Origin of the sequence: Pseudomonas abietaniphila, assembly GCF_039697315.1 — a bacterium.
GTDB classification, from domain to species: Bacteria; Pseudomonadota; Gammaproteobacteria; order Pseudomonadales; family Pseudomonadaceae; genus Aquipseudomonas; species Aquipseudomonas abietaniphila_B.
This window is the reverse complement of the sequence record NZ_CP155619.1, coordinates 3,157,065-3,178,325: the sequence shown is the minus strand read 5'-3', so window position 1 is coordinate 3,178,325 and position 21,261 is coordinate 3,157,065. Positions and strand designations below refer to the sequence as shown.

19 protein-coding genes are annotated in these 21,261 nt (G+C 59.1%); 9 read left to right on the top strand and 10 right to left on the bottom strand.

Annotated elements, in window-relative coordinates; genetic code table 11:
• Window positions 1-7: 7 nt before the first annotated feature.
• Window positions 8-1,423 carry an acetyl-CoA carboxylase biotin carboxylase subunit gene (locus tag ABDX87_RS14130; RefSeq protein WP_346833380.1) on the bottom strand — a complete coding sequence of 472 codons (1,416 nt, stop codon included), beginning with the start codon at window positions 1,421-1,423 and terminating at the stop codon, window positions 8-10.
• Between the two features lie 197 nt (window positions 1,424-1,620).
• Here ABDX87_RS14130 and ABDX87_RS14125 point away from each other — a divergent pair, with 197 nt between their 5' ends.
• The gene (locus tag ABDX87_RS14125; protein WP_346833379.1) at window positions 1,621-2,571 is read left to right on the top strand and encodes a LysR family transcriptional regulator; all 951 of its coding nucleotides are present in this window, start codon (window positions 1,621-1,623) and stop codon (window positions 2,569-2,571) included.
• On the opposite strand, the gene ABDX87_RS14120 is transcribed toward ABDX87_RS14125, so the two are convergent.
• The 3 genes from ABDX87_RS14120 to ABDX87_RS14110 form a co-directional block, all read right to left on the bottom strand.
• Entirely contained in the window at window positions 2,525-2,755 is a 231-nt protein-coding gene (locus ABDX87_RS14120; protein ID WP_346833378.1) for a PA3496 family putative envelope integrity protein, read from the bottom strand. The two genes, ABDX87_RS14125 and ABDX87_RS14120, sit on opposite strands and share 47 nt — an antisense overlap.
• Window positions 2,756-2,985: 230 nt before the next feature.
• On the bottom strand, window positions 2,986-3,852 hold the full coding sequence (gene hexR, locus ABDX87_RS14115; protein ID WP_074754821.1) for a transcriptional regulator HexR: 867 nt from the start codon (window positions 3,850-3,852) through the stop codon (window positions 2,986-2,988).
• Between the two features lie 144 nt (window positions 3,853-3,996).
• On the bottom strand, window positions 3,997-6,036 hold the full coding sequence (locus ABDX87_RS14110) for a putative bifunctional diguanylate cyclase/phosphodiesterase (protein WP_346833377.1): 2,040 nt from the start codon (window positions 6,034-6,036) through the stop codon (window positions 3,997-3,999).
• Between the two features lie 318 nt (window positions 6,037-6,354).
• Between ABDX87_RS14110 and uvrD the strand changes: the two genes are divergently transcribed.
• The 3 genes from uvrD (at window position 6,355) to ABDX87_RS14095 (ending at window position 10,269) form a co-directional block, all read left to right on the top strand.
• A complete protein-coding gene (gene uvrD, locus ABDX87_RS14105; RefSeq protein ID WP_346833376.1) occupies window positions 6,355-8,538 on the top strand; it encodes a DNA helicase II in 2,184 nt (727 codons plus the stop codon).
• Between the two features lie 341 nt (window positions 8,539-8,879).
• Window positions 8,880-9,731, top strand: a complete 852-nt coding sequence (locus ABDX87_RS14100; RefSeq protein WP_346833375.1) for a Tim44 domain-containing protein — start codon at window positions 8,880-8,882, stop codon at window positions 9,729-9,731.
• 130 nt (window positions 9,732-9,861) lie between these two features.
• Window positions 9,862-10,269 (top strand): SMI1/KNR4 family protein, encoded by a 408-nt coding sequence (locus tag ABDX87_RS14095; protein ID WP_346833374.1) that lies wholly within the window; start codon window positions 9,862-9,864, stop codon window positions 10,267-10,269.
• Between the two features lie 33 nt (window positions 10,270-10,302).
• Here ABDX87_RS14095 and ABDX87_RS14090 read toward each other — a convergent pair whose 3' ends face one another.
• Window positions 10,303-12,066: a cation:proton antiporter gene (locus tag ABDX87_RS14090; RefSeq protein ID WP_346833373.1), complete on the bottom strand. Its 1,764-nt coding sequence runs from the start codon at window positions 12,064-12,066 to the stop codon at window positions 10,303-10,305.
• A gap of 315 nt (window positions 12,067-12,381) precedes the next feature.
• Here ABDX87_RS14090 and ABDX87_RS14085 point away from each other — a divergent pair, with 315 nt between their 5' ends.
• Window positions 12,382-12,867: an acyl-CoA thioesterase gene (locus ABDX87_RS14085; protein WP_062379916.1), complete on the top strand. Its 486-nt coding sequence runs from the start codon at window positions 12,382-12,384 to the stop codon at window positions 12,865-12,867.
• Between the two features lie 75 nt (window positions 12,868-12,942).
• Here ABDX87_RS14085 and pdxY read toward each other — a convergent pair whose 3' ends face one another.
• Window positions 12,943-13,815: a pyridoxal kinase PdxY gene (gene pdxY / locus ABDX87_RS14080; protein ID WP_346833372.1), complete on the bottom strand. Its 873-nt coding sequence runs from the start codon at window positions 13,813-13,815 to the stop codon at window positions 12,943-12,945.
• A gap of 134 nt (window positions 13,816-13,949) precedes the next feature.
• Here pdxY and ABDX87_RS14075 point away from each other — a divergent pair, with 134 nt between their 5' ends.
• Window positions 13,950-14,342 (top strand): DUF3301 domain-containing protein, encoded by a 393-nt coding sequence (locus tag ABDX87_RS14075; protein WP_062379920.1) that lies wholly within the window; start codon window positions 13,950-13,952, stop codon window positions 14,340-14,342.
• Window positions 14,343-14,362: 20 nt separating this feature from the next.
• Here the strand turns inward: ABDX87_RS14075 and ABDX87_RS14070 are convergent, their stop codons facing one another.
• Entirely contained in the window at window positions 14,363-15,325 is a 963-nt protein-coding gene (locus ABDX87_RS14070) for a CobW family GTP-binding protein (RefSeq protein WP_346833371.1), read from the bottom strand.
• A gap of 54 nt (window positions 15,326-15,379) precedes the next feature.
• Here ABDX87_RS14070 and ABDX87_RS14065 point away from each other — a divergent pair, with 54 nt between their 5' ends.
• Window positions 15,380-15,751, top strand: coding sequence for an NADH:ubiquinone oxidoreductase (locus tag ABDX87_RS14065; protein WP_346833370.1), 372 nt, complete (start codon window positions 15,380-15,382; stop codon window positions 15,749-15,751).
• Window positions 15,752-15,893: 142 nt separating this feature from the next.
• Here the strand turns inward: ABDX87_RS14065 and zigA are convergent, their stop codons facing one another.
• Entirely contained in the window at window positions 15,894-17,096 is a 1,203-nt protein-coding gene (zigA, locus tag ABDX87_RS14060) for a zinc metallochaperone GTPase ZigA (RefSeq protein ID WP_346833369.1), read from the bottom strand.
• 88 nt (window positions 17,097-17,184) lie between these two features.
• Between zigA and ABDX87_RS14055 the strand changes: the two genes are divergently transcribed.
• Window positions 17,185-17,574: a glutamine synthetase gene (locus ABDX87_RS14055; protein ID WP_346833368.1), complete on the top strand. Its 390-nt coding sequence runs from the start codon at window positions 17,185-17,187 to the stop codon at window positions 17,572-17,574.
• Here the strand turns inward: ABDX87_RS14055 and ABDX87_RS14050 are convergent.
• Both ABDX87_RS14050 and ABDX87_RS14045 read right to left on the bottom strand, forming a co-directional pair.
• On the bottom strand, window positions 17,571-18,815 hold the full coding sequence (locus ABDX87_RS14050) for an N-acetylmuramoyl-L-alanine amidase (RefSeq protein WP_346833367.1): 1,245 nt from the start codon (window positions 18,813-18,815) through the stop codon (window positions 17,571-17,573). The genes ABDX87_RS14055 and ABDX87_RS14050 overlap by 4 nt on opposite strands.
• A 250-nt stretch (window positions 18,816-19,065) precedes the next feature.
• Complete coding sequence (locus ABDX87_RS14045; RefSeq protein WP_346833366.1) at window positions 19,066-19,587, bottom strand: DUF3617 domain-containing protein; 522 nt, start codon at window positions 19,585-19,587, stop codon at window positions 19,066-19,068.
• A gap of 170 nt (window positions 19,588-19,757) precedes the next feature.
• On the opposite strand from ABDX87_RS14045, the gene cls reads away from it, so the two are divergent.
• Complete coding sequence (cls, locus tag ABDX87_RS14040) at window positions 19,758-21,197, top strand: cardiolipin synthase (protein WP_346833365.1); 1,440 nt, start codon at window positions 19,758-19,760, stop codon at window positions 21,195-21,197.
• Window positions 21,198-21,261: the final 64 nt, after the last annotated feature.

Sequence of the window (21,261 nt, the reverse complement as noted above, 5' to 3'; positions counted from 1 at the left end):
GTGTTCCTCACAGGCCTGCATGGGCGGCAATGGCGGCGGCGATGGCCAGAGCCAGCTCTTCGGGTTTGCGCTTGATCGAGTAGTTGGTCAGTTCGGGATGGCTTTCAACGAAGCTGGTGTTGAACTGGCCGCTGCGGAATTCCGGGTTGCGCAGGATTTCCTGGTAATAGGCGGCGGTGGTCTTCACCCCTTGCAGGCGCATGTCGTCCAGCGCGCGCAGGCCACGGTCCATCGCCTCTTCCCAGGTCAGCGCCCAGACAATCAGCTTCAGGCACATGGAGTCGTAGAACGGCGGAATGGTGTAGCCGGTGTAGATCGCCGTGTCGGTACGCACGCCAGGCCCGCCGGGTGCGTAGTAACGAGTGATCTTGCCGAAGCTGGGCAGGAAGTTGTTTTTCGGGTCTTCGGCGTTGATCCGGAACTGCAACGCGAAGCCACGGTGAATGATGTCTTCCTGCTTGACCGACAGCGGCAGGCCGGACGCGATGCGGATCTGCTCGCGTACGATGTCGATGCCGGTGATCTCTTCAGTGATGGTGTGCTCGACCTGAACGCGGGTATTCATCTCCATGAAGTACACCTCGCCCTCGGCGAGCAGAAACTCCACGGTCCCGGCGTTCTCATATCCCACGGCTTTGGCTGCGCGTACCGACAGGTCGCCGATGTAGGCGCGCTGCTCAGGCGTCAATTGAGGACTGGGAGCAATCTCGATGAGTTTCTGGTTGCGACGCTGAATCGAGCAGTCGCGTTCGAACAGATGCACCACATTGCCGAAGCTGTCACCCAGGATCTGAGCCTCGATGTGTTTGGGATTGACGATGCATTTTTCGAGGAAGACTTCGGCTTTGCCGAACGCTTTGGTCGCTTCGGAAATGACCCGAGGAAACGCCTGCTCCAGTTCTTCACGGCTGTTGCAGCGACGAATGCCACGACCGCCGCCGCCTGAAGTAGCCTTGAGCATGACCGGATAACCAATGCGGTCGCCTTCGACCAGCGCCTCGGCGATGTCGGCAACGTTGCCTTCCGTGCCTGGCGTGACGGGTACGCCCGCCTTGATCATGCTGCGGCGCGCTTCAGTCTTGTCGCCCATGCGACGAATCACTTGAGCGGACGGACCGATGAATTTGATTCCACGTTCGGCGCAAATCTCAGCCAGTTCGGCGTTTTCCGAAAGGAAGCCATAACCGGGATGCAGTGCATCGCAACCGGTTTCCACGGCCAGGTTCACCAACTTGCGCGGGTTCAGATAACCCTCGAGCGGTTCGGAACCAATGCCGTAAGCCTCATCCGCACGCTTTACATGGAGCGCATGGCGATCCGCGTCGGAATAGATCGCAACCGAACGGATGCCCATTTCGGCGCACGCGCGCACGATACGAACAGCGATTTCTCCACGGTTGGCGATCAGGATTTTTGTTATCACTGGCATTTCCTCGACCGATGAGCAGACGGACCGGAAACCCGGTCAGTACGTAGCGACATTCCGTTACTGCATGTTGCGTCGCAGCGATGGAGCCACCCTATGACGAATCAGCAATTAACAAAAATGAGTAAAAATTGGGTTAAACATAAGTAAAACCTTATAGTTGTGCTTTCAGCCATTTGCGGAGCGTTTGAGAATTGCGTAAGTCATTGATGCGTATGACATTGCGTCAACTACGGATTTTCAACGAGGTCTGCGATCTGCGTTCGTACAGCCGCGCGGCTGAGGAAATGTCGCTCACTCAGCCAGCGGTCAGTCTGCAGATTCGTCAACTCGAAGAGCTCATCGGCCAACCGCTTTTCGAATACGTGGGCAAAAAGCTGTACCTGACCGAAGCCGCGCAAGCGCTGCAACTCGCCAGTCGCGACATCTTCGGACGGCTGGAAAATCTGGATATGCAGCTGTCTGACATGCAGGGATCACTGCAGGGGCAATTGAAGCTGGCAATCGAGTCCAGCGCCAAATACTTCGTGCCGCACCTGTTTGCCGCCTTCAAGCGTCAATACCCCGAAGTCATGCTCAACCTGACTGTAGTCAATCGTGCGCAGGTCATCCGCCGACTGTCTGATAACCGCGACGATCTGGTGGTGATGTCGATGGTGCCGCAGGACATGGGGTTGGAGTTTCTGCCCTTCCTGAATAACCCCATCGTGGCGGTGGCGCGGCCGGATCATCCGTTGTGCCTGTTGCCCAACCCGGGACTGAAAGACCTGGAGGGCCAGACACTGGTCATCCGCGAACCGGGCTCGGGAACCCGCAAGGCGTGCGAAGAGTATTTCAAGGAGAAGCGCATCCACTTCGAGCACACGCTGGAAGTGTCGTCAGCGGAGGCGCAGCGCGAATGCGTGGTCGCGGGGCTGGGTGTTGCGCTGCTAACGCGGCATGCGCTCAGCCTGGAACTGGCCACCGGCACGCTGAAAGAGCTGCCAGTGGCCGAGTTGCCGCTGTATCGAAGCTGGTGCGTCGTACAGGCCCGGGATAAGCGTCTGTCGCCAGTGGCTCACGCCTTCCTTGCGTTCATCCGCACCGAACGTGCGCAGATCAGCGAGGTGATGGAGCGCTTTGACGGCCACATTCCGAAACGCTAGCGCTCTGCCAGAAGTTGGCCGAGGCGGCGTCGAGGTAGTCGGAGAGTTCCTGATTCAGGCGGCGCTCTTCGGAGTAGGTCTCGATCGCGCGTCGAAACGCCATACGGCGCTGATCTTCCTGCTGACGGCGGGTCTTGGCGCTGGAGGTGCTGTGCTGGTGCGAGTCATCGTAGTGCCGAGGCATATCCTGTCTCCCATTGCGTGTGCGGGAGTACAGAGTGGCCTCGAGCCGTGACGATCAGGTGGCGCGGGGGTTACAAGTTGGTGAACGCTGAAGATCGGGTGATCGACACTCGCCCTGTGGGAGCGAGCTCGCTCGCGAAGAGGCCTGGAAATGGATACATCTTCGGCGCTCGCCCCTCAGTCTTCGCGAGCAAGCTCGCTCCCACAGAGAATCGATGCTGGACAGGTCGCTCAATCCTCAGCGGACTTGATCGACTTCGGCGACAGACGCAGGCTGCGCAAGCTGCGTTTCACGCTTTTGAGGTGGTTGACCAGGCTCGGGCCACGGGCCATGGCAACGCCCATCGCCAATACGTCGATGACCACCAGATGCGCAATGCGCGAGGTCAGCGGTGTATAGATTTCAGTGTCTTCATGCACGTCGATCGCGAGGTTGACCGTGGACAGCTCGGCCAGCGGCGTCTGGCTTGGACACAAGGTGATCAGATTCGCGCCGCTCTCACGGACCAGGTTGGCGGTGATCAGCAGATCTTTCGAGCGGCCCGACTGAGAGATGCACACTGCTACGTCAGTCGGCTTGAGCGTCACAGCCGACATGGCTTGCATGTGCGGGTCGGAATACGAAGCAGCCGTCAGCAGCAGGCGGAAAAACTTGTGCTGCGCATCCGCCGCCACAGCGCCCGAGGCGCCAAAGCCGTAAAACTCGACCCGGTGCGCCGCGGCCATGACCGTCACGGCCGCTTGCAGCGCGTGAGGGTCAAGCTTCTCCCGCACTTCCATCAGCGTGTGCAACGTGGTGTCGAAGATTTTCAGGCTGTAGTCCGCGACCGAGTCGTCCTCGTGTATCGCGAACTGCCCGAAACTGGCGCCCGCTGCCAGACTTTGCGCGAGCTTGAGTTTCAGGTCCTGAAAACCGGTGCAACCGATGGCACGGCAAAAACGCACGATGGTGGGTTCGCTGATGCCAACGCTGTGGGCCAGATCGGCCATGGAGCTGTGCATCACGGCAGCCGGATCAAGCAGCACATGGTCGGCTACCTTGAGCTCTGACTTACGCAAGAGATGGCGGGACTGGGCGATGTGCTGCAACAGATTCAAAGGACAGGACTCAATAGAAGGATGGGCCGGGCTGTAGCTTTCTTGTAGTTATACTACATGACCTGCAAACCGCACAGCTAAACGAGTTTGCTGTTCGCAACCTATGAGTCTTGGATGACAGGTCGCCTTGCAGTGTAGGACTTTTCACGCGTGACTCCAGGCCGCCGCTTCACATTTGCGCAGGACATCGCCCATCGCACTGGCCTCCACCGGCCGACTGATCAAGTAGCCTTGTACCTCATCGCATTTGTGCTCTCTCAAGAACTCCAGCTGTTGAACGTTCTCGACGCCTTCGGCCACTACCTTCAACTCCAGACTGTGCGCCATGGCGATGATCGCCCGGGTGATCGCTGCGTCCTCGGTGCCTTCGTTCAGACCACGAATAAAAGCCTGATCGATCTTCACGTAGTCCACAGGAAACCGTTTCAGATAGCTCAGGGACGAATAGCCTGTGCCGAAATCGTCGATGGCAAGCTTAACGCCCAGCTCTCGCAGCTGCTGGAAGGTACTGATGATGTGCTCGACGCTGTCCAGCAACTGGCTTTCGGTCAGTTCCAGTTCAAGGTATTCGGGCATCAGCCCGGCTTCATCAAGGACCTGGCGCACGAGGCTCACCAGCTTGCCTTGACGCAATTGGTGCACGGACAGGTTGACCGACACACGAATGGGCGCCAGACCGCTGCGTTGCCATTCACGCGCCTGCCGACACGCCTGACGCAGCACGAACTCTCCGATGTCGGCGATCAGACCGGTCTCTTCCGCCAGCCCGATGAACTCACCGGGCGGCACCATGCCGCGAACCGGGTGACGCCAGCGCACGAGCGCTTCCGCCGAGCTCAATCGCCCGGTCGCCAACTCAAGTTTGGGTTGATAGAAGACCTCAAGCTGACCGTCCTCTATCGCCCGGCGCAACTGAATCTCCAGCTGCAGACGCTCCAGCGTTCGGGCCTGCAAGCTTTCTGTGTAGAACTGGAAGTTATTCCCGCCCAGGTGCTTGGCATGCTGCATCGCCATGTTCGCTTGCGAAACCAGTGCGGCAATGTCGCGTGCCGAATCCGGCAGCAAAGCAATACCGATGGATGCACTGACCACCAGTTCGTGCCCGGACACCGATACCGGGGACCGCAACTTGGCCAATAGCCGCGTCGTCACGCGAGCCAGCGTGGTCAAATTGCCATGGGTGTCCATCAGCACCGCGAACTCGTCGGCAGACAAACGCGCAACGGTGTCGGCCTCTGCAAGCTCGGCACTCAATCGACGTCCCACCAGACGCAACAGCTCATCGGCGACGTCGTGCCCAAGGCTGTCGTTCAGCAATTTGAAACGATCGAGGTTGATGTGCAGCAAAGCCAGGTTCCGCCCGCCCTGCCGGACACGCTGGTTGGACTCGCGCAACCGCTCGTTGAACAACGAACGGTTGGCCAGGCCCGTCAGCTCGTCGTAATGCGACAGGTAGCGCGTGCGCTCCTCGTATTGTCGTGCGAGCTCACGATTGAGTGCTTCGCTTTTGGTCTGCGCCTGTTGCAGATGTTCAATCAGGGCAAGGTTCTGAAAGCGGCGCGTCAAGCCGCGCTGGATCAGCCGGTTGACCTGCGCGGCCACCACGATCAGCGCCAGCAGGAGGATTAATCCCAGCCAGCCCCAACCGCGCAACGGGACATCGCCACCCCAGAACAGGTAGACAATCGGCGGTAACAGGCACGGCACCGTGAAGGTCAGAAACGCCGGAATGCTTGCGGCATAGGCCACGCTTGCGGATAACGAGGCAGCGCCAATCAGCCCGAAGACCCAGGCTTGCTGAATGAAGCTTTCAACCGGCACCACCACCAATGCAGCACTGGCTAAGGTCAAACCGCTGACGCAGGCCCCGGCCAGGAACATGCGCGTCCAGAGCGGCTGCGCCTGACGCTCAGGCGAGGCGGCACGAAACGCCGCCACTTGCAGCACGCGCAGACAGACCAGCGCAGACAGCCAGCCGACCCACACGCTGACCAACACGTAGCGCTCCGGGCTCCATAGCAGCCAGGCGCAGAGCAACCCATTGATGAACATGAACAGGGTCGGCAGCAACGACCCCTGATAGAGAAGGCGTGTGCGCTCGACGGCAAGCTGGGTGGCGAACTGTTTGTGGATAACACGGCGTGTCGCCACAGAGTCGGCCGGGGCTTCTGAGCTGGGGGTCATGGCAGTTCTTATAATTAGTGAGCCTTGAGCGTCAGCGGAGCATACACAAGCCACCGAAGAGACCAAACAGTCAGAAAAATAAATTGTATGGACGGTCGGTTGGCGCGTTTTCATCAAGCAACAGATCCGCGACCGACACCGCATTTCCTGTGGGAGTGAGCTTGCTCACGAAGACTGACGTTCAACCGCTGAAGGTGTAGCGGGTCCACTGACGCATTCGTGAGCAAGCTCACTCCTACGAGGCGTGTGATGGCATAACTTTGCGACCGGCCAGCGTTAGAGTTTGCCCACGCCATCCCGGCACCCTAGAATGCCCCGATGCGCGATGATCTCTCCCTTCTGCTTAACTCCCTCAACGATGCCCAACGTCAGGCCGTAGCCGCCTCCTTGGGTCGTCAGTTGGTCCTGGCCGGCGCTGGTTCCGGCAAAACCCGTGTGCTTGTGCATCGTATCGCCTGGCTGATGCAGGTCGAAAACGCTTCGCCGCACTCGATCCTGTCGGTGACGTTCACCAACAAGGCCGCCGCCGAGATGCGCCATCGCATCGAGCAGTTGATGGGCATCAACCCGGCGGGCATGTGGGTCGGCACCTTCCACGGACTGGCACATCGCCTGCTGCGCGCGCACTGGCAGGAGGCGGGTCTGAGCCAGACCTTCCAGATCCTCGACAGCGACGACCAGCAACGCTTGGTCAAACGTGTGATTCGGGAAATGGGCCTGGACGAACAGCGCTGGCCTGCACGCCAGGCGCAGTGGTTCATCAACGGGCAAAAGGATGAAGGGCTGCGCCCTAAACACATCCAGGCGTCCGGCGACCTGTTCCTCAGCACCATGAAGTCGATCTACGAAAACTACGAAGCGGCCTGTCAGCGGGCGAGCGTCATCGACTTTTCCGAACTGCTGTTGCGCGCGCTGGACCTGTGGCGCGACAACAAAGGCTTGCTGGAGCACTACCAGCGTCGCTTCCGTCACATTCTGGTCGACGAGTTCCAGGACACCAACGCCGTTCAGTACGCCTGGCTGCAACTGCTGGCTCAGGGCGGCGACAGCCTGATGGTGGTCGGCGACGACGACCAGTCGATTTATGGCTGGCGCGGCGCGAAGATTGAGAACATTCATCAGTATTCCGATGACTTCCCGGACACTGAAGTCATTCGTCTGGAACAGAACTACCGCTCCACCGCAAGCATCCTGAAAGCCGCCAACGGCCTGATCGTCAATAACAGCGGCCGCCTGGGCAAAGAGCTGTGGACCGACGTCGGCGATGGCGAACTGATCAGCCTGTATGCCGCCTTCAACGAACACGACGAAGCGCGCTACGTGGTCGAAACCATCGAAAGCGCGATCAAGACCGGCATGTCCCGCAGCGATATCGCCATTCTGTATCGCTCCAACGCCCAGTCGCGGGTGCTGGAAGAAGCCTTGCTGCGCGAACGCATTCCGTACCGCATCTATGGCGGCCAGCGCTTCTTCGAACGTGCCGAAATCAAGAACGCCATGGCGTATCTGCGCCTGCTGGAAGGTCGCGGAAACGACTCGGCACTGGAGCGCGTGATTAACGTCCCCCCGCGCGGTATCGGTGAAAAGACCGTCGAGGCGATCCGCGAACACGCGCGGCACTCGGATGTGTCGATGTGGGAAGCCATGCGCCTGCTGGTCGCCAACAAAGGCTTGACCGGCCGTGCTGCCGGCGCGCTCGGTGCCTTTATAGAGCTGATCGAAAACCTGTCGGCCAAAGTCATGGAGATGCCGCTGCATCTGATGACCCAGACCGTGATCGAACAATCCGGGCTGATCACGTATCACCAGGAAGAAAAAGGCGAAAAGGGCCAGGCACGGGTAGAAAACCTTGAGGAATTGGTCAGCGCCGCGCGTGCCTTCGAGGCCAGCGAGGACGAGGAAGACCTGACGCCACTGGCGGCATTCCTCGGCCATGCCTCGCTGGAAGCCGGCGACACGCAGGCAGACGAGCACGAAGACAGCATTCAGTTGATGACGCTGCACAGCGCCAAGGGCCTCGAGTTCCCGTATGTCTTCCTGGTCGGAATGGAAGAAGGCCTGTTCCCGCACAAGATGAGCCTTGAAGAACCGGGTCGTCTTGAAGAAGAGCGCCGCCTGGCTTACGTCGGTATCACCCGTGCGATGCAGCACTTGGTGCTGACGTACGCCGAAACCCGACGCTTGTATGGCAGTGAGACCTACAACAAGGTTTCGCGCTTCGTACGCGAGGTTCCGCCGAACCTGATTCAGGAAGTGCGGCTGTCCAACAGCGTGACACGTCCCTTTGGCGGCTCCAAAACCATGGCGCCGAGCCGTTTGTTCGACGGCGAAGGCATCCCGCAGAGCCAGTTTTCGCTGGGTCAGCGCGTGCAGCACGCGGTGTTCGGCGAGGGCGTGATCCTCAATTTCGAAGGCGCGGGCGCTCAGGCACGGGTTCAGGTGAATTTCGCAGAAGGCAGCAAGTGGTTGATGCTGGGTTACGCGAAGCTGGAGCCGGTGTGATCCGTCGCTGATACCGCACAAATCTGTGGGGGCGAATTCATTCGCGAGAGGCCAGTACAGCCGATAGAGATTCAGAGGCTGACATACCCCACGCGAATGAATTCGCTCCCACAGAGGGTTCGCGTGATAGCAGGTAAATCAGTCGCCAGACACCCCTTCCCACTTGCATTCCTACATCTGGCCCCCATCTTTCCTACAGAACTTTCTTCACCGGCCTACAACCCAAGTATTACGGGCGCTCTGAAGATCCACGCAAAAGCCGGAAACATATGGTTGCTGGTCAGACACATTTGTCCTGTTCAATATGGCGCGCGTGCAATCCACAAACGGGAATTCCCAATATGCAACGTTTTCTAAGCATCGCTTTGGCGCTGGTCATCGGGCTCACCATGAGCCTGGATGCTAACGCCGCGCGTTTCGGTGGTGGCAAGAGCATGGGCTCCGCGCCAAGTCACCAGGCGCGCCAAACAGCTCCTTCCGCTCCTGCCGCCGCGCCTAATGCCGCCGGCCGTCCTGCTCCTGCTGCAGGCGGTGCTTCCAAATGGCTGGGCCCATTGGCCGGTATCGCTGCCGGTGGCCTGTTGGCCTCCATGTTCATGGGCGGTGGTTTCCAGGGCATGCAGTTCTTCGACATCCTGATCATGGCCGTCATCGCCTTCGTGATCTTCCGCTTCATCGCGGCACGTCGACGCAAACAGCAGCAGCCGAACATGGCTCCGGCCGGCGCGCCTTTCCAGCGTGAAACCTTCGAGCAGCCTCAACAGACCAACTCGATGTTCGGTGGCTCGCCTGCGGCTGCGGCGCGTCCAGTGATCAACGCACCGGCCTGGTTCAACGAAGAGCGTTTCCTTGAGGCCGCGCGCACGCACTTCCAGTCGCTGCAACAGCACTGGGATGCGAACGAAATGGACAAGATCGCCGAGTTCGTGACCCCGCAAATGCTGCAGTTCTTGAAAAAAGAACGTGCGGACTTGGGTGATGGCTTCCAGTCGACCTACATCGACAACCTGACCGTGCAACTGGACGGTCTGGACGATCGCGCCGACAAGACCATCGCGACCCTGACCTTCGCTGGCGTCTCGAAGACTTCGCGCTTCGACCAGGGCGAAGTGTTCAGCGAAAGCTGGAACATGGAACGCGCGCCTGGCGACAACCAGCCTTGGCTGGTGGCAGGTATCCGTCAGAACGGCTGAAACTCTGGGGCACCGCTCTAGTCAAAACCCCGAACTTGTTTCGGGGTTTTGTTTTTTAGAGTACGAAGTTAATTTGGTGATGCCTTTGAGCTACTGTATAACCCGCGCAAATCGTTAGAGGATCCACGTCGTGGAAGAAGTCATCGAACAACTCCGTGAAGCCAATGAGCCGGTTCCCGTCCCGCTTGAGCTGCCGGATGAAGATCAGCTGGTTGAAATCGAAGAACAGCTGTTCATCAACATTCCTTTTGTCTTCAAGGAATTTCTGCTGACCGTCAGCGACGTGGTCTACGGCAGTCTCGAACCCGTGACAGTCACCGATCCGGGTTCGCACACGTATTTGCCGGAAGTCGCTGCCACCGCGTGGGACATCGGCGTACCCCGTGAGCTGATTCCTCTGTGTCAGGACGGCGAAGATTACTACTGCGTCGAGGAAGACGGCACCGTGGTGCTGTGGTCCGGCGAAGAAGAGCTCGTCACCGAAGAAAGCTGGGAATCGGTTTGGCACTGGGCGCGCGACGTCTGGCTGGAAAGCTGAGACTGACCCGCTCTGTCGTGGCGCCTTCAGAGCTCAATGCTCTGAAGGCTCCTGGTGATTCCCCAGCGTTTCCATCAAAGCGATCTGCATGCGCGTGTGCACGCGTATGAACCAGCGCCACAACACTGCAGCGACCACCGCAGCGACCAGCACGATCAACAGCAGCCACTCGCTGGTCGGCAGCATGCTCGCCGAGAGCAGCGCAATCAGCACGAAAATCACCACCAGCGACAGCAGCGGGATCAATTCGGCGATCACGCGACGCACGCGCGCCGTGTGTCTACCCGCCATCTCCGGCTTCACGCCCATCTCGGCCAGCAGCATCGACAGCGCCTTGAGCTTGCGATACGCCGCGATCAGGAACGGCAGCGACAACAGCAGTGAAGCGCCCCATATCCAGGCTTTTTGCTGACCTACCTCGCTGACCCACTCGCTGAAATAGTCACCAATACGCTCGGCGAAATACGCCCCGCAGAAGAAAATCGCCACCACCAGCGCCAGATTAACGCCGACCTGCAGCAGGATCTTGCGAATCATCGACGCCAGTAACGCGCTCTGACCCTGTGGCTGGATGCTGCGCAACCATTCCCCGTACAGGCTGAAAACCCGCCCGACTCGGACAGGAACAATGCTGCCCAGCTTGTGGGAAAGCGGGTCGGCAGAGCGAATCAGATAGGGCGTGAGCAGCGTGGTAATCGCCGACACCGCCACGGCGACCGGATAAAGGAAGTCACTGGTGACCTGAAGCGTCATCCCCAGCGCCGCGATGATGAACGAAAACTCACCGATCTGTGACAGCCCCATGCCCACGCGCAGCGAGGTCTTGCCGTCGTTACCGGCAATAAAGGCGCCCAAGCCGCAGGAAAGCATCTTGCCCAGTACGACTGCGACGGTGATCACAACAATGGGCCAGGCGTAATCGAGCAGGATCTGCGGGTCGATCATCAAACCAATGGCAACGAAGAAGATCGCGCTGAACATGTCGCGAATGGGCTCGATCAAGTGCTCGATCTTCGCCAACTGTTTCGATTCGGCCATGATTGCGCCGATCAGGAACGCGCCGAGCACCATGCTGTATTCGAGTTTTACCACCAGCAGGCAGAAGCCGAAACACAGGCCCAGCACGGTCACCAGCAGCATCTCGTTACTTTCGAACTTCGCCACGTAAGCCAGTAGGCGTGGCACCAGCAAAATGCCGATGACCAGCGCGACAATCATGAACAGCGACAGCTTGCCGACTGTGGAAAACACCTCTCCAGAGCTGACAGTGCCGCTGACGGCAATCCCTGAGAGCAATGCGATGATGCCGATGCCGAGAATGTCCTCGACGATGAGCACGCCAAAAATCAGCTGCGCAAAACGCTGGTTCTTCATCTTCAGGTCGTTGAGCGCTTTGACGATGATCGTGGTGGAAGAAATGGCGAGGATCGCGCCGAGGAACAGCGAATCCATGGTGCTCCAGCCGAAGAACTGGCCGATCTCGTAGCCAATCCAGATCATCAACATGATTTCGAGAAAAGCCGCGATAAACGCCGTAGCGCCGACTTTAAACAGTTTGCGCAGACTGAACTCCAGGCCCAGACAGAACATCAGGAAGATCACGCCCAGTTCGGCGAGGGTCTTGATGGTCTCCTCGTCGTGGATAAGGCCAAACGGCGGCGTATGCGGGCCAATGATAAAGCCCGCCACGATGTACCCCAGCACCACTGGCTGTTTGAGCCGGTGAAACAATACAGTGACCACGCCAGCCACCAGCATGATGACGGCCAGGTCCTGAATGAAACTGATGGCATGCATGAGCGCGGACTCCTTGTAACGAACCGTGAAGATGCGCGTTTCTGCCGAAAAGACGGACGTACGCTGTACGAAAAGTCGCCAGCGAGGGCCAGAAAAGGCTGATCAAAACGCAGGAAATACCCCATCCAAGGGTTTTTGCAGGTTAACACTGCACAAAACCGGATAAAGCCGGTGCAATATATGGAAACAGATAGGCAACAGGCGTGACGGCAGCCCGACTGTCAGCGTCCCGATAGTGTCGGTGTTGATGACCAATCTGCATCGAGCACCGAAACAGGTGCCAATTTCTCTGACTCAACTGACCGTGAGCACGCTATGGAACCCGGAAACGCCCAGCTGTCGATGACTGTATTGATGACCCCGGACATGGCCAACTTTTCTGGCAACGTGCACGGCGGCACCCTTCTCAAGTACCTCGACGAAGTCGCTTATGCCTGCGCAAGCCGCTATGCCGGTCGCTATGTAGTGACGCTGTCAGTGGACCAGGTGATTTTCCGCGAGCCGATTCATGTCGGCGAGCTGGTGACCTTCCTGGCGTCGGTCAACTACACCGGCAATACCTCCATGGAGGTCGGCATCAAGGTGGTGACCGAGAACATCCGCGAGCGCTCGGTGCGTCACACCAACAGCTGCTTCTTCACCATGGTGGCGGTGGACGATCAACGCAAACCGGCGAGCGTACCGCCGCTGAGCCCACAGACCAGCGAAGACAAGCGCCGTTACGTGCAGGCACAACAGCGCCGCCAGATTCGTCAGGAGCTTGAAAAGCGGTATCGCGAAATCAGGGAAGACGGGGTTTGATCAAAGGCCGTCAGGCGCTTACGTATTGATTCTGCGGGAGCCGGCTTGCTGGCTCCCACAAAAAATCGGTTTGTGTCAGGGCTGCAACCGAGTCGCCTCAAACTTCACCCGAGGATGCGCGATTCGGTCCTGTGCACGGACCAGCTCAAGCTCGTAACTGCCGCACGCCTGTGTCTCCAGCAGCACTTCGTGCACCGCCGAGGCGGTGTATTCGAATGCACTGCGCAGGTCTTCGCCCAACAGCACCTTGGACAGGAACAGCCCGGACGTCAGATCGCCCACGCCCACGGGTTGTCGGGGGAATGCCAGCAACGGCCGGCGCAGGTGCCAGCTCTCATGCTCGGTCACCAGCAGCATTTCGAACCCATCGGCGGGCTTTCCCGGATAATCCAGGTGTTTGACGATGATCGCCTTCGGTCCTCTCGCCAGCAACGCGCGAGCCATGGCCAGACAGTCGAGCAGTGACGAGGGCTTGCGACCCGAGAAACTGTCCAGTTCCAGCTGATTCGGACACAGAAAATCAGCCACCGCCGCTGCTTCGTCCAACAGGAAATCGCTGACTTCCTGTGGCACGATGCAGCCCTTTTCCGGATGGCCCATCACCGGATCGCACAGGTAGAGCGCACGGGGATTGGCGCGCTTTATGTGCTCGACGGCCGTCAGAATCGCCCGTCCCTGGGCGGCACTGCCCAGATACCCCGACAGCACCGCGTCGCAATTCCCCAATTCCCCAATGGCCGCGATCCCGTCGACCAGCGCCGGAATCTGCTGCGGCGCCAACACTTCACCCGCCCAGTGTCCATACTGAGTGTGGTTGGAGAACTGCACGGTATTCAGCGGCCAGACATTGATGCCGATACGCTGCATAGGGAAGACGGCCGCGCTGTTGCCAGCGTGCCCGAAAACCACGTGTGACTGGATGGCGAGTAGATGAGGCGAACGTTTCATGACAGGTTCCTGAAGCCGGGAAAGCACAGTAGTAGCGAAGCCGGACGAAGTGAAGCGAAATTAAGCTTTCGGACTATGGCTGTCAGTCACCTGACGCAGTTAAGCTGGACATCTTCTGTTGGAGCTCTCTTTTCATGCTGACCCTGGGCAACATATTCGTCCTGATGCTGCTGGCGACCGCTGGCGCTTGGCTGTGGCATTCCCATGGTCTGCGTGAACGGGCGCTGGAGCGTGTCAAACAGCACTGCGCCAAACTGGACATCGAATTGCTCGACGGCAACGTTGCCCTGCGTCGCATCACGTTCAAGCGCGACAACGAAGGTCGAAAGCGTCTGGCGCGTGTGTATAACTTCGAGTTCACCGTGACCGGCGAGCAGCGTCACCCCGGTACTATCACGATGTTCGGCGCGCACACTGCGCAGATCGAGCTGGCGCCCTACCCGTTCGAGATCAAGAATCCGAAACCGACCGCCGAGATCATTCAGCTCGCGGAATGGCGGCAGGAACACAACAAGTGGAAGCAATGACCCGCTGTGGATAAACCGTACTAGGCCAGGCAGGCTGCCAGTTGGGCGGTTAGCGCGGACTCGTCTTGCGGCGACGCGAAGATCAGTTCCAGACGCGAATCCTTGCGCCACTCACTCGGCGACCACGTTAACGCCCCGCCCTCCAGCGCGTTCCCCGACACCCATCCCGTCGAGCTGTGGATAACCAGCTTCGCCCTACGCCAATCAAGGCTTTGCAGCCATATTTGAACCTTCGAGGCATCGAATATCTGATCCGGATGCCAACGCCAGCCGATGCTCCAACCTTCAGCTTGGCCCTGACTCAGGCAAATCGGCGTTAGCGGATCGGCCCAGACCGCCGGCAACTGCGCCAGTGTCTTAGGGGCGACGAAGTTATCCACACCCTCATTCGCCCGCGCATCAACACCGGGCAGTTGAGCGAGCGGCAATACGGCTTGATCGGCCCAGAACACCGGGCGCGCAGGCAGACCTTCAATAATCTTTCGCCGCGCAGCCTCATCCAGACCACCCGCTTTATTGAGCAGCAACAGGCCGGCATCGACCAGCGCTTCTTGCTGGGTCTGAGGCAAGGCCTTACCGGCCGCCAGCGCTTGCGCGTCGAGCACCATGACACTGGCCTGAACGGCCAGGACGCCAACCCAGGGTGCCTCGCGCAACTGCGCGATCAGCTGCGCAGGGTGACCCAGACCGGAAGGCTCGATGAACAACCGGTCAGGCCGCGCCTTGCGCAGCAGGCGACCCAGACCGATCTGAAACGGCGCCCCGTTGACGCAACACAGGCATCCACCAGCCACTTCCCCAAGTGCGATACCATCCTCGGCCGTGGTCAGCAGCGCGGCATCCAGGCCGATTTGGCCGAACTCGTTGATCAGGATCGCCCAGCGTTCATTCGCCGGTTTTTGATCCAGCAGGTGTTTGATCAGGCTGGTCTTGCCTGCCCCCAACGGGCCAGCAATGACATGGGTGGGAATGTTCTGCAGCATGTCCGGCCATTCTTGAACGTCGCTCCCGAAAACGAGCGCAGACGGAGGTAATCGATGCGAGCAAACTGGCTGCCCGTGCGGCTGGCGTTGATGGTGTTGGCGATGACATCGAGTGCAGCGTGGGCTGAGTCCTGCGTGGTTCACAGCCAGGCCGAGCGGCTTGACGTGAAAGTCTGTCAGGAAAATCTCAACATCCCGCCCGACCTGTTTCACGACGGCTTCTGCAAACCACAGCTCAAGGACCAAAAGGTCGAAGTCACCTACATGGAACACTGCCCGTCGGGTTCATTCGGCCAGTGCAGCAACGCGCAAGTTGCCAATATGCCTTATCGGCAGAACATTCACTATTACGGCGTCGCCAGCGATGCGGCGTTTCTCAAGCCGTTTTGCGAGCAGCAAAGCAAGGGTGTGTGGAAGGCGCAGTGAGCGGATGCACGCAAGTGAACCCGCACATAAAGAAAGCACTGTGGGAGCGAATTCATTCGCGAAAAATGTTTCAGGCGATATGGCCATGTCGACTGTACCCCCGCTTCGCGAATGAATTCGCTCCCACAGATGCCCCGCTACATTACGCCGCGTCGCCGTACCAGTCGCCGAACGGATCAGCCAGTTGGCGCCAGCCCTCGACACCGATCGCCATTTCCGCATCGGTGAGCAGGCAGCTGTCCAGATCAGCCGTGAGTTGAGCGAAGTCGATGTTCTGGCCAATGAAGACCAGCTCCTGACGGCAATCCTCGGTCTGTGCGAGCCAGTTGCGCATGATCACCTGCGTGCTCTCCTCATCCTGCGGCCAATGCGCCTTCGGCACGAAACGCCACCAGCGACCCGCAAACCCATGACGCATCAAGCCGCCCGCCTGTGACCAGCTTCCCGCGTCCTGATGTTTGCTCGCGAGCCAGAAAAAGCCTTTGGAGCGCAGCAGCTTTCCGTTGGTCCACGGCTGATGGATGAAGTCGAAAAACCGCTGCGGATGAAACGGTCGACGCGCCCGATAAGCCGTGGAAGCGATGCCGTACTCCTCGGTTTCCGGCGTGTGTTCGCCACGCAACTCCTTGAGCCAGCCCGGTGCCCGGGCTGCGCGCTCGAAATCAAACCGTCCGGTATCGAGAATCTTGCCCAGCGGAACCGCGCCCATCACCATCGGCAGAATTTCCGCCTGGCTGTTAAGCCGTTTAAGGATCGCCATCAACTCTTGCCGATCGCTTGCGCTGATCAGATCGATCTTGCTGATCAGGATCACGTCGGCGAACTCAACCTGCTCGATCAGCAGATCGGTGATGGAACGCTCGTCGTCCTCGCCCAGGGTTTCGCCTCGGCTGTCCAGGCTTTCAGCCGCCTGGAAGTCCTGCAGGAAATTAAGGCCGTCGACCACCGTCACCATGGTGTCGAGCCGCGCGATATCGGCCAGACTCTGTCCGGACTCGTCACGAAACGTGAACGTCTCCGCAACCGGCAGCGGCTCGGAAATCCCGGTGGACTCGATCAGTAGGTAGTCGAACCGGCCATCGTTGGCCAAACGGCTGACCTCCTCAAGCAAGTCCTCGCGCAGGGTGCAGCAAATGCAGCCATTGCTCATCTCCACGAGCTTTTCTTCGGCGCGGTTCAGGCTGACGTCACGTTGCACGTCGCTGCCGTCGATGTTGATTTCGCTCATGTCATTGACGATGACCGCAACGCGCAGATTTTCACGGTTGCGCAAGACGTAATTCAGCAGCGTGCTTTTGCCGGCACCGAGGAAGCCGGACAGGACGGTAACGGGAAGGCGGTTCATGGAAGTCTCATCAGGCAGCAGGTTCAGGTGCTTTTTACGTTATAGTATAACAATACAAACCTGCTAACACTTTTTGCAAGGTCTCTTGATGGTCAGGGTTTTGAAGGTTTTTATCGGGCTCTCGCTGCTGCTGAGCGTGCAGGTCATCGCGGCCCCGCCGTCGCCGAGACTCAATCAGGCACTGTGTACGCGCAGCGCAACATTACTGGCCTGCATCGACGCCTACGACAACCGCTACAGCGTGGCGATGGCGGGCAAGACGATGTATTTGCGCGGATACGAAAGTGCGGGCAAACGCCGCTGGGCGCAAACCAACAGCCGGTACGGCTCTATGACGTTCTTTACGGGGCTGGCCTCGGATGGCGAGACCTGGGTGGGATACATCCAGAAAGTCGGCTGGACGACGATCAGCCGGGTGTCGAGCTCCAGCGGCAGCCGGAGCAAGATCACCTGTGATCGCGTGATGGGCTGTCGTTAAACGACGGCCTGTTCCGCCGCCTTCTGCTCCTGCCGCCAGGCAATGAAGGAGCCGGCTGGCGGATTGCGTTCGAAGTAGGTCTTCATGCCGTCGAACAGGCCATCGGCCACGGCTTGCTGGTGGCGCGCTGTGACCAGGCGCTGGCTGTCGCGGCTGTTGGAGATGAAGCCGGTCTCAACCAGAATCGATGGCACATCCGGCGATTTCAATACAGCGAAACCCGCCTGCTCCACGCGCTTCTGGTGCAGCGTGGTCACGCCTTCCAGACTGCCGAGCACGGTGTGGCCCAGTTGGAGGCTGGCGGCAATCGTGGCGTTCATCGACATGTCGAGAATCACGCCCGCGAGCATCGGGTCCTTGTCTTTCAGATTGAGCAGACTCGTCGCGCCGATCAGGTCGGCGCCGTTTTCGCGCTGAGCCATGAATCGCGCGGTGGCAGAGGTCGCGCCATTTTCGGATAACGCAAACACCGACGCGCCGGACGCCGTCAGCCTCGGCGCTGCATCGGCGTGCACGGAAATAAACATGTCGGCGTTGTATTTGCGGGCGATGTCCACGCGCTTGCGCAGCGGCACGAAGAAGTCGTCGTTACGCACCAACCGTACGTCGAAGCCCTTCTCACGCTTCAAGCGTTTGGCCAACAGTTGAGCGATGGACAGCACCACGTCCTTTTCCCGCTCGCCCTTGGAACCGATGGCGCCAGGGTCTTTACCGCCATGACCGGCGTCGACCACCACCATGATGTCGCGCTTGGGATGATGTTTATCGAGGACAGGAGCAGGCGGTTCTTTAACCGGAGTGGCAGGCGCAGCGGCGAGTGCTGCTGGCGTGTGCCCGACCAGGTCGTGACCCAGATCCACCACCAGTCGATTGCCCTGCGAACCTTCAGGCCCCAGAAGAAAGCTGTTGAGCGGCACAGGCGAAGTCAGATCAAGCACGATGCGGGTGTCGCCCTGACCGAAATGGCCTGAACGAATGGCCTTGATCGGCGTATTTTCCAGCGCCAGCTCGGGGAAGTTACCCTCCAGCCGCGCGCCGCTGACGTCGATAATGATGCGATCCGGCGCACTCAGCGTGAAGGTCTTGTATTGCACCGGGCCACTGAGGTCGAACACCAGTCGCAACTTGTTTTCGGAGCGCCAGAGTCGGGCGTTGCGAATTTGCGCGGCATGGACAGAAAAAGGAAGCGCGAAGGCGGCGCTGGCCAAAAGCATATTGAGCAGCATTTGACGTCGGTGCATGACACGTTCCGTAGAAAGGCGAGCATCCCGGCTCTGATAGACATGACATTCTTAGTAACAATATAACATGCCGACCAAAGGTCAAAGATGAAGCTTTTGATAAGTACGGATATAAATTGAGACGTAAATCAAAGGCTAAGAACAAAAAACTCATGTGAAACAAGAAGATGTTCCACGTGGAACATGAGCGCTGAATGGGCAGCACATATGAAAACGCCCCGGCGAGCGGGGCGTTCAGACAAACGGTCTATCAGGTCCTTGGTTTTACGGTGCCGCAGTTCTGCCCGAGCCAGACAGCCTTGGTGTCCATGCTGCCGTTTTGCTGCTGGCCGGTAGCGTTGAACGAGCCGATCACGTGGGTGTTGAACGCGCGATCACTGAGGAACTGCGCCGTGCCGGTACCTTGCGCACGCGGGCAGCTGAATTTGAACTTCCAGGTCGGGCCATTGCGTTCGGTGATCTGTTGCGTGCATCCAGTCTTGGGATCAGTCAGCGGGATTTGCTCGTTCTTCACCTGCTCCGGCGTGAGGCAAACCCGAACGCCCTGCCCACCTAACGTAATGCCTTGTTTTGCCAGCATTTGTTCCATGGCCGCGCGCTGCTCCGGGGCCATCATTTGCATCTGGGCAAGCATGACCTGCATGTCGGGCATCTGCTGACCATCGACCTGCATGTTGCTTGAGGTCAGTTCCCAGAGCCCGGGTTGCAGCACTTGCGCTTGAGCGAAGGGCGCAGCCAGACAAACCATCAACGCCAATACGCGCTTTTTCATGAACCTGATTTCCTTTTTGCTCTGAAGCAGTTTGAACACGGCCTTTCGAGCCGGTAGACGATGAGGCTTAGACGACGAATCGTGCTGCCAGTTGCAGCCCTAATAAAATAGCGACAATCCTCGCGTACTGTGGTCTGTTAGTCACCAAGACGCCTACAGCACAGGTTCGCATGGATTATCACAGCCCGTATTTCTTTGGCTATCTGCTGGGTTTCACTCATCTGCTGGGCATCGTAGCAGCGATTCATGCATTGCTGACCGTGCGCACCGCACAGGGCTCAATCGCATGGGCAATGCCGCTGATCTTTATCCCGTACGTCACCCTGATTCCCTACCTCGTTTTTGGCCGTAGCACCTTCGACGCCTACATCAAGGCACGACGCCAGGCTAACAACGAGATGCGCAATGCCATCGTCGACTTCAACTGGAAGCCGTGGATCGAAGAGGCCGTCGCGGCCCGGCGTTCCGATGCATACGAATCGCTGCGTGCCATGCCCAAGCTGGGGCGTATGCCCTGCCTGGCCAACAACGAAGTGAAATTGCTCATTAACGGCGACGCGACATTCACTGCGATTTTCGACGCAATACGCGCCGCGAAGCGGGTGGTGTTCGTGCAGTTTTTCATCATTCATGACGACGGCCTGGGACGACGACTGCAAGCGCTTCTGCTGGAAAAGGCGGCCGAAGGGGTCGAAGTCTTCGTGCTGTACGACCGCATCGGCAGCCACGCGTTGCCTGCCAGCTATGTGGAGAAACTCCGCGCAGGCGGCGTGCAGATCAAGGCGTTCGCCACCCGCGGCGGCTGGCTCAACCGCTTTCAGATCAATTTCCGCAATCACCGCAAGATCGTCGTCGTGGACGGCGTGAAGGGTTTCGTCGGCGGGCATAACGTCGGGGATGAATACCTGGGCCTCAAGCCGCCGCTGGCGCCTTGGCGCGACACGCATGTCGCCGTCGTCGGACCGGTCGTAGCGTGTCTGCAGGAATCGTTTGCCGAAGACTGGTTTTGGGCGACTCGGCAACTGCCCCCTCTGATCCTGCCTGACAGCTACCCGGAAGACGGCGTGTTGTGCCAGTTCCTCGCGACCGGTCCAGCAGACTCCCAGGAAACGTGCTCGCTGTTCTTCGTCGAAGCGATTCACTCGGCAACCGAACGCGTGTGGATCACAACGCCCTACTTCATCCCGGATGAAGCGGTGTCGGCAGCGTTGCGTCTGGCCGTGCTACGGGGCGTGGATGTCCGCCTGCTCCTGCCCTCGCGCCCCGACCATTACACGGTCTACGCCGCGTCCAGCCTGTTCGCCTTTGAGGCGGTGCGCGCGGGCGTACGGATGTTCCGCTATCAGCCAGGTTTTCTGCACCAGAAGGTCGTGCTGGTGGATAACGAAATTTCAGCGATCGGTAGCGCCAACCTGGACAACCGCTCCTTCCGCCTGAACTTCGAATTGATGCTGCTGACCGTGGACGAGGATTTCGCCCGGGAAGTCGAAGCGATGCTCAGCGACGACTTCGCGCAAGCGATTGAAATCTCGATTGAGGACAGCAAGGAAACGCATCACCTGCAGCAGTTGGGGATGCGCGTGGCGCGTTTAATTTCACCGATTCTCTAACATCCTGCAGTTGTAAACCGTGGGAGCGAATTCATTCACGAAGCCGAGCTACCGGCGGCACATT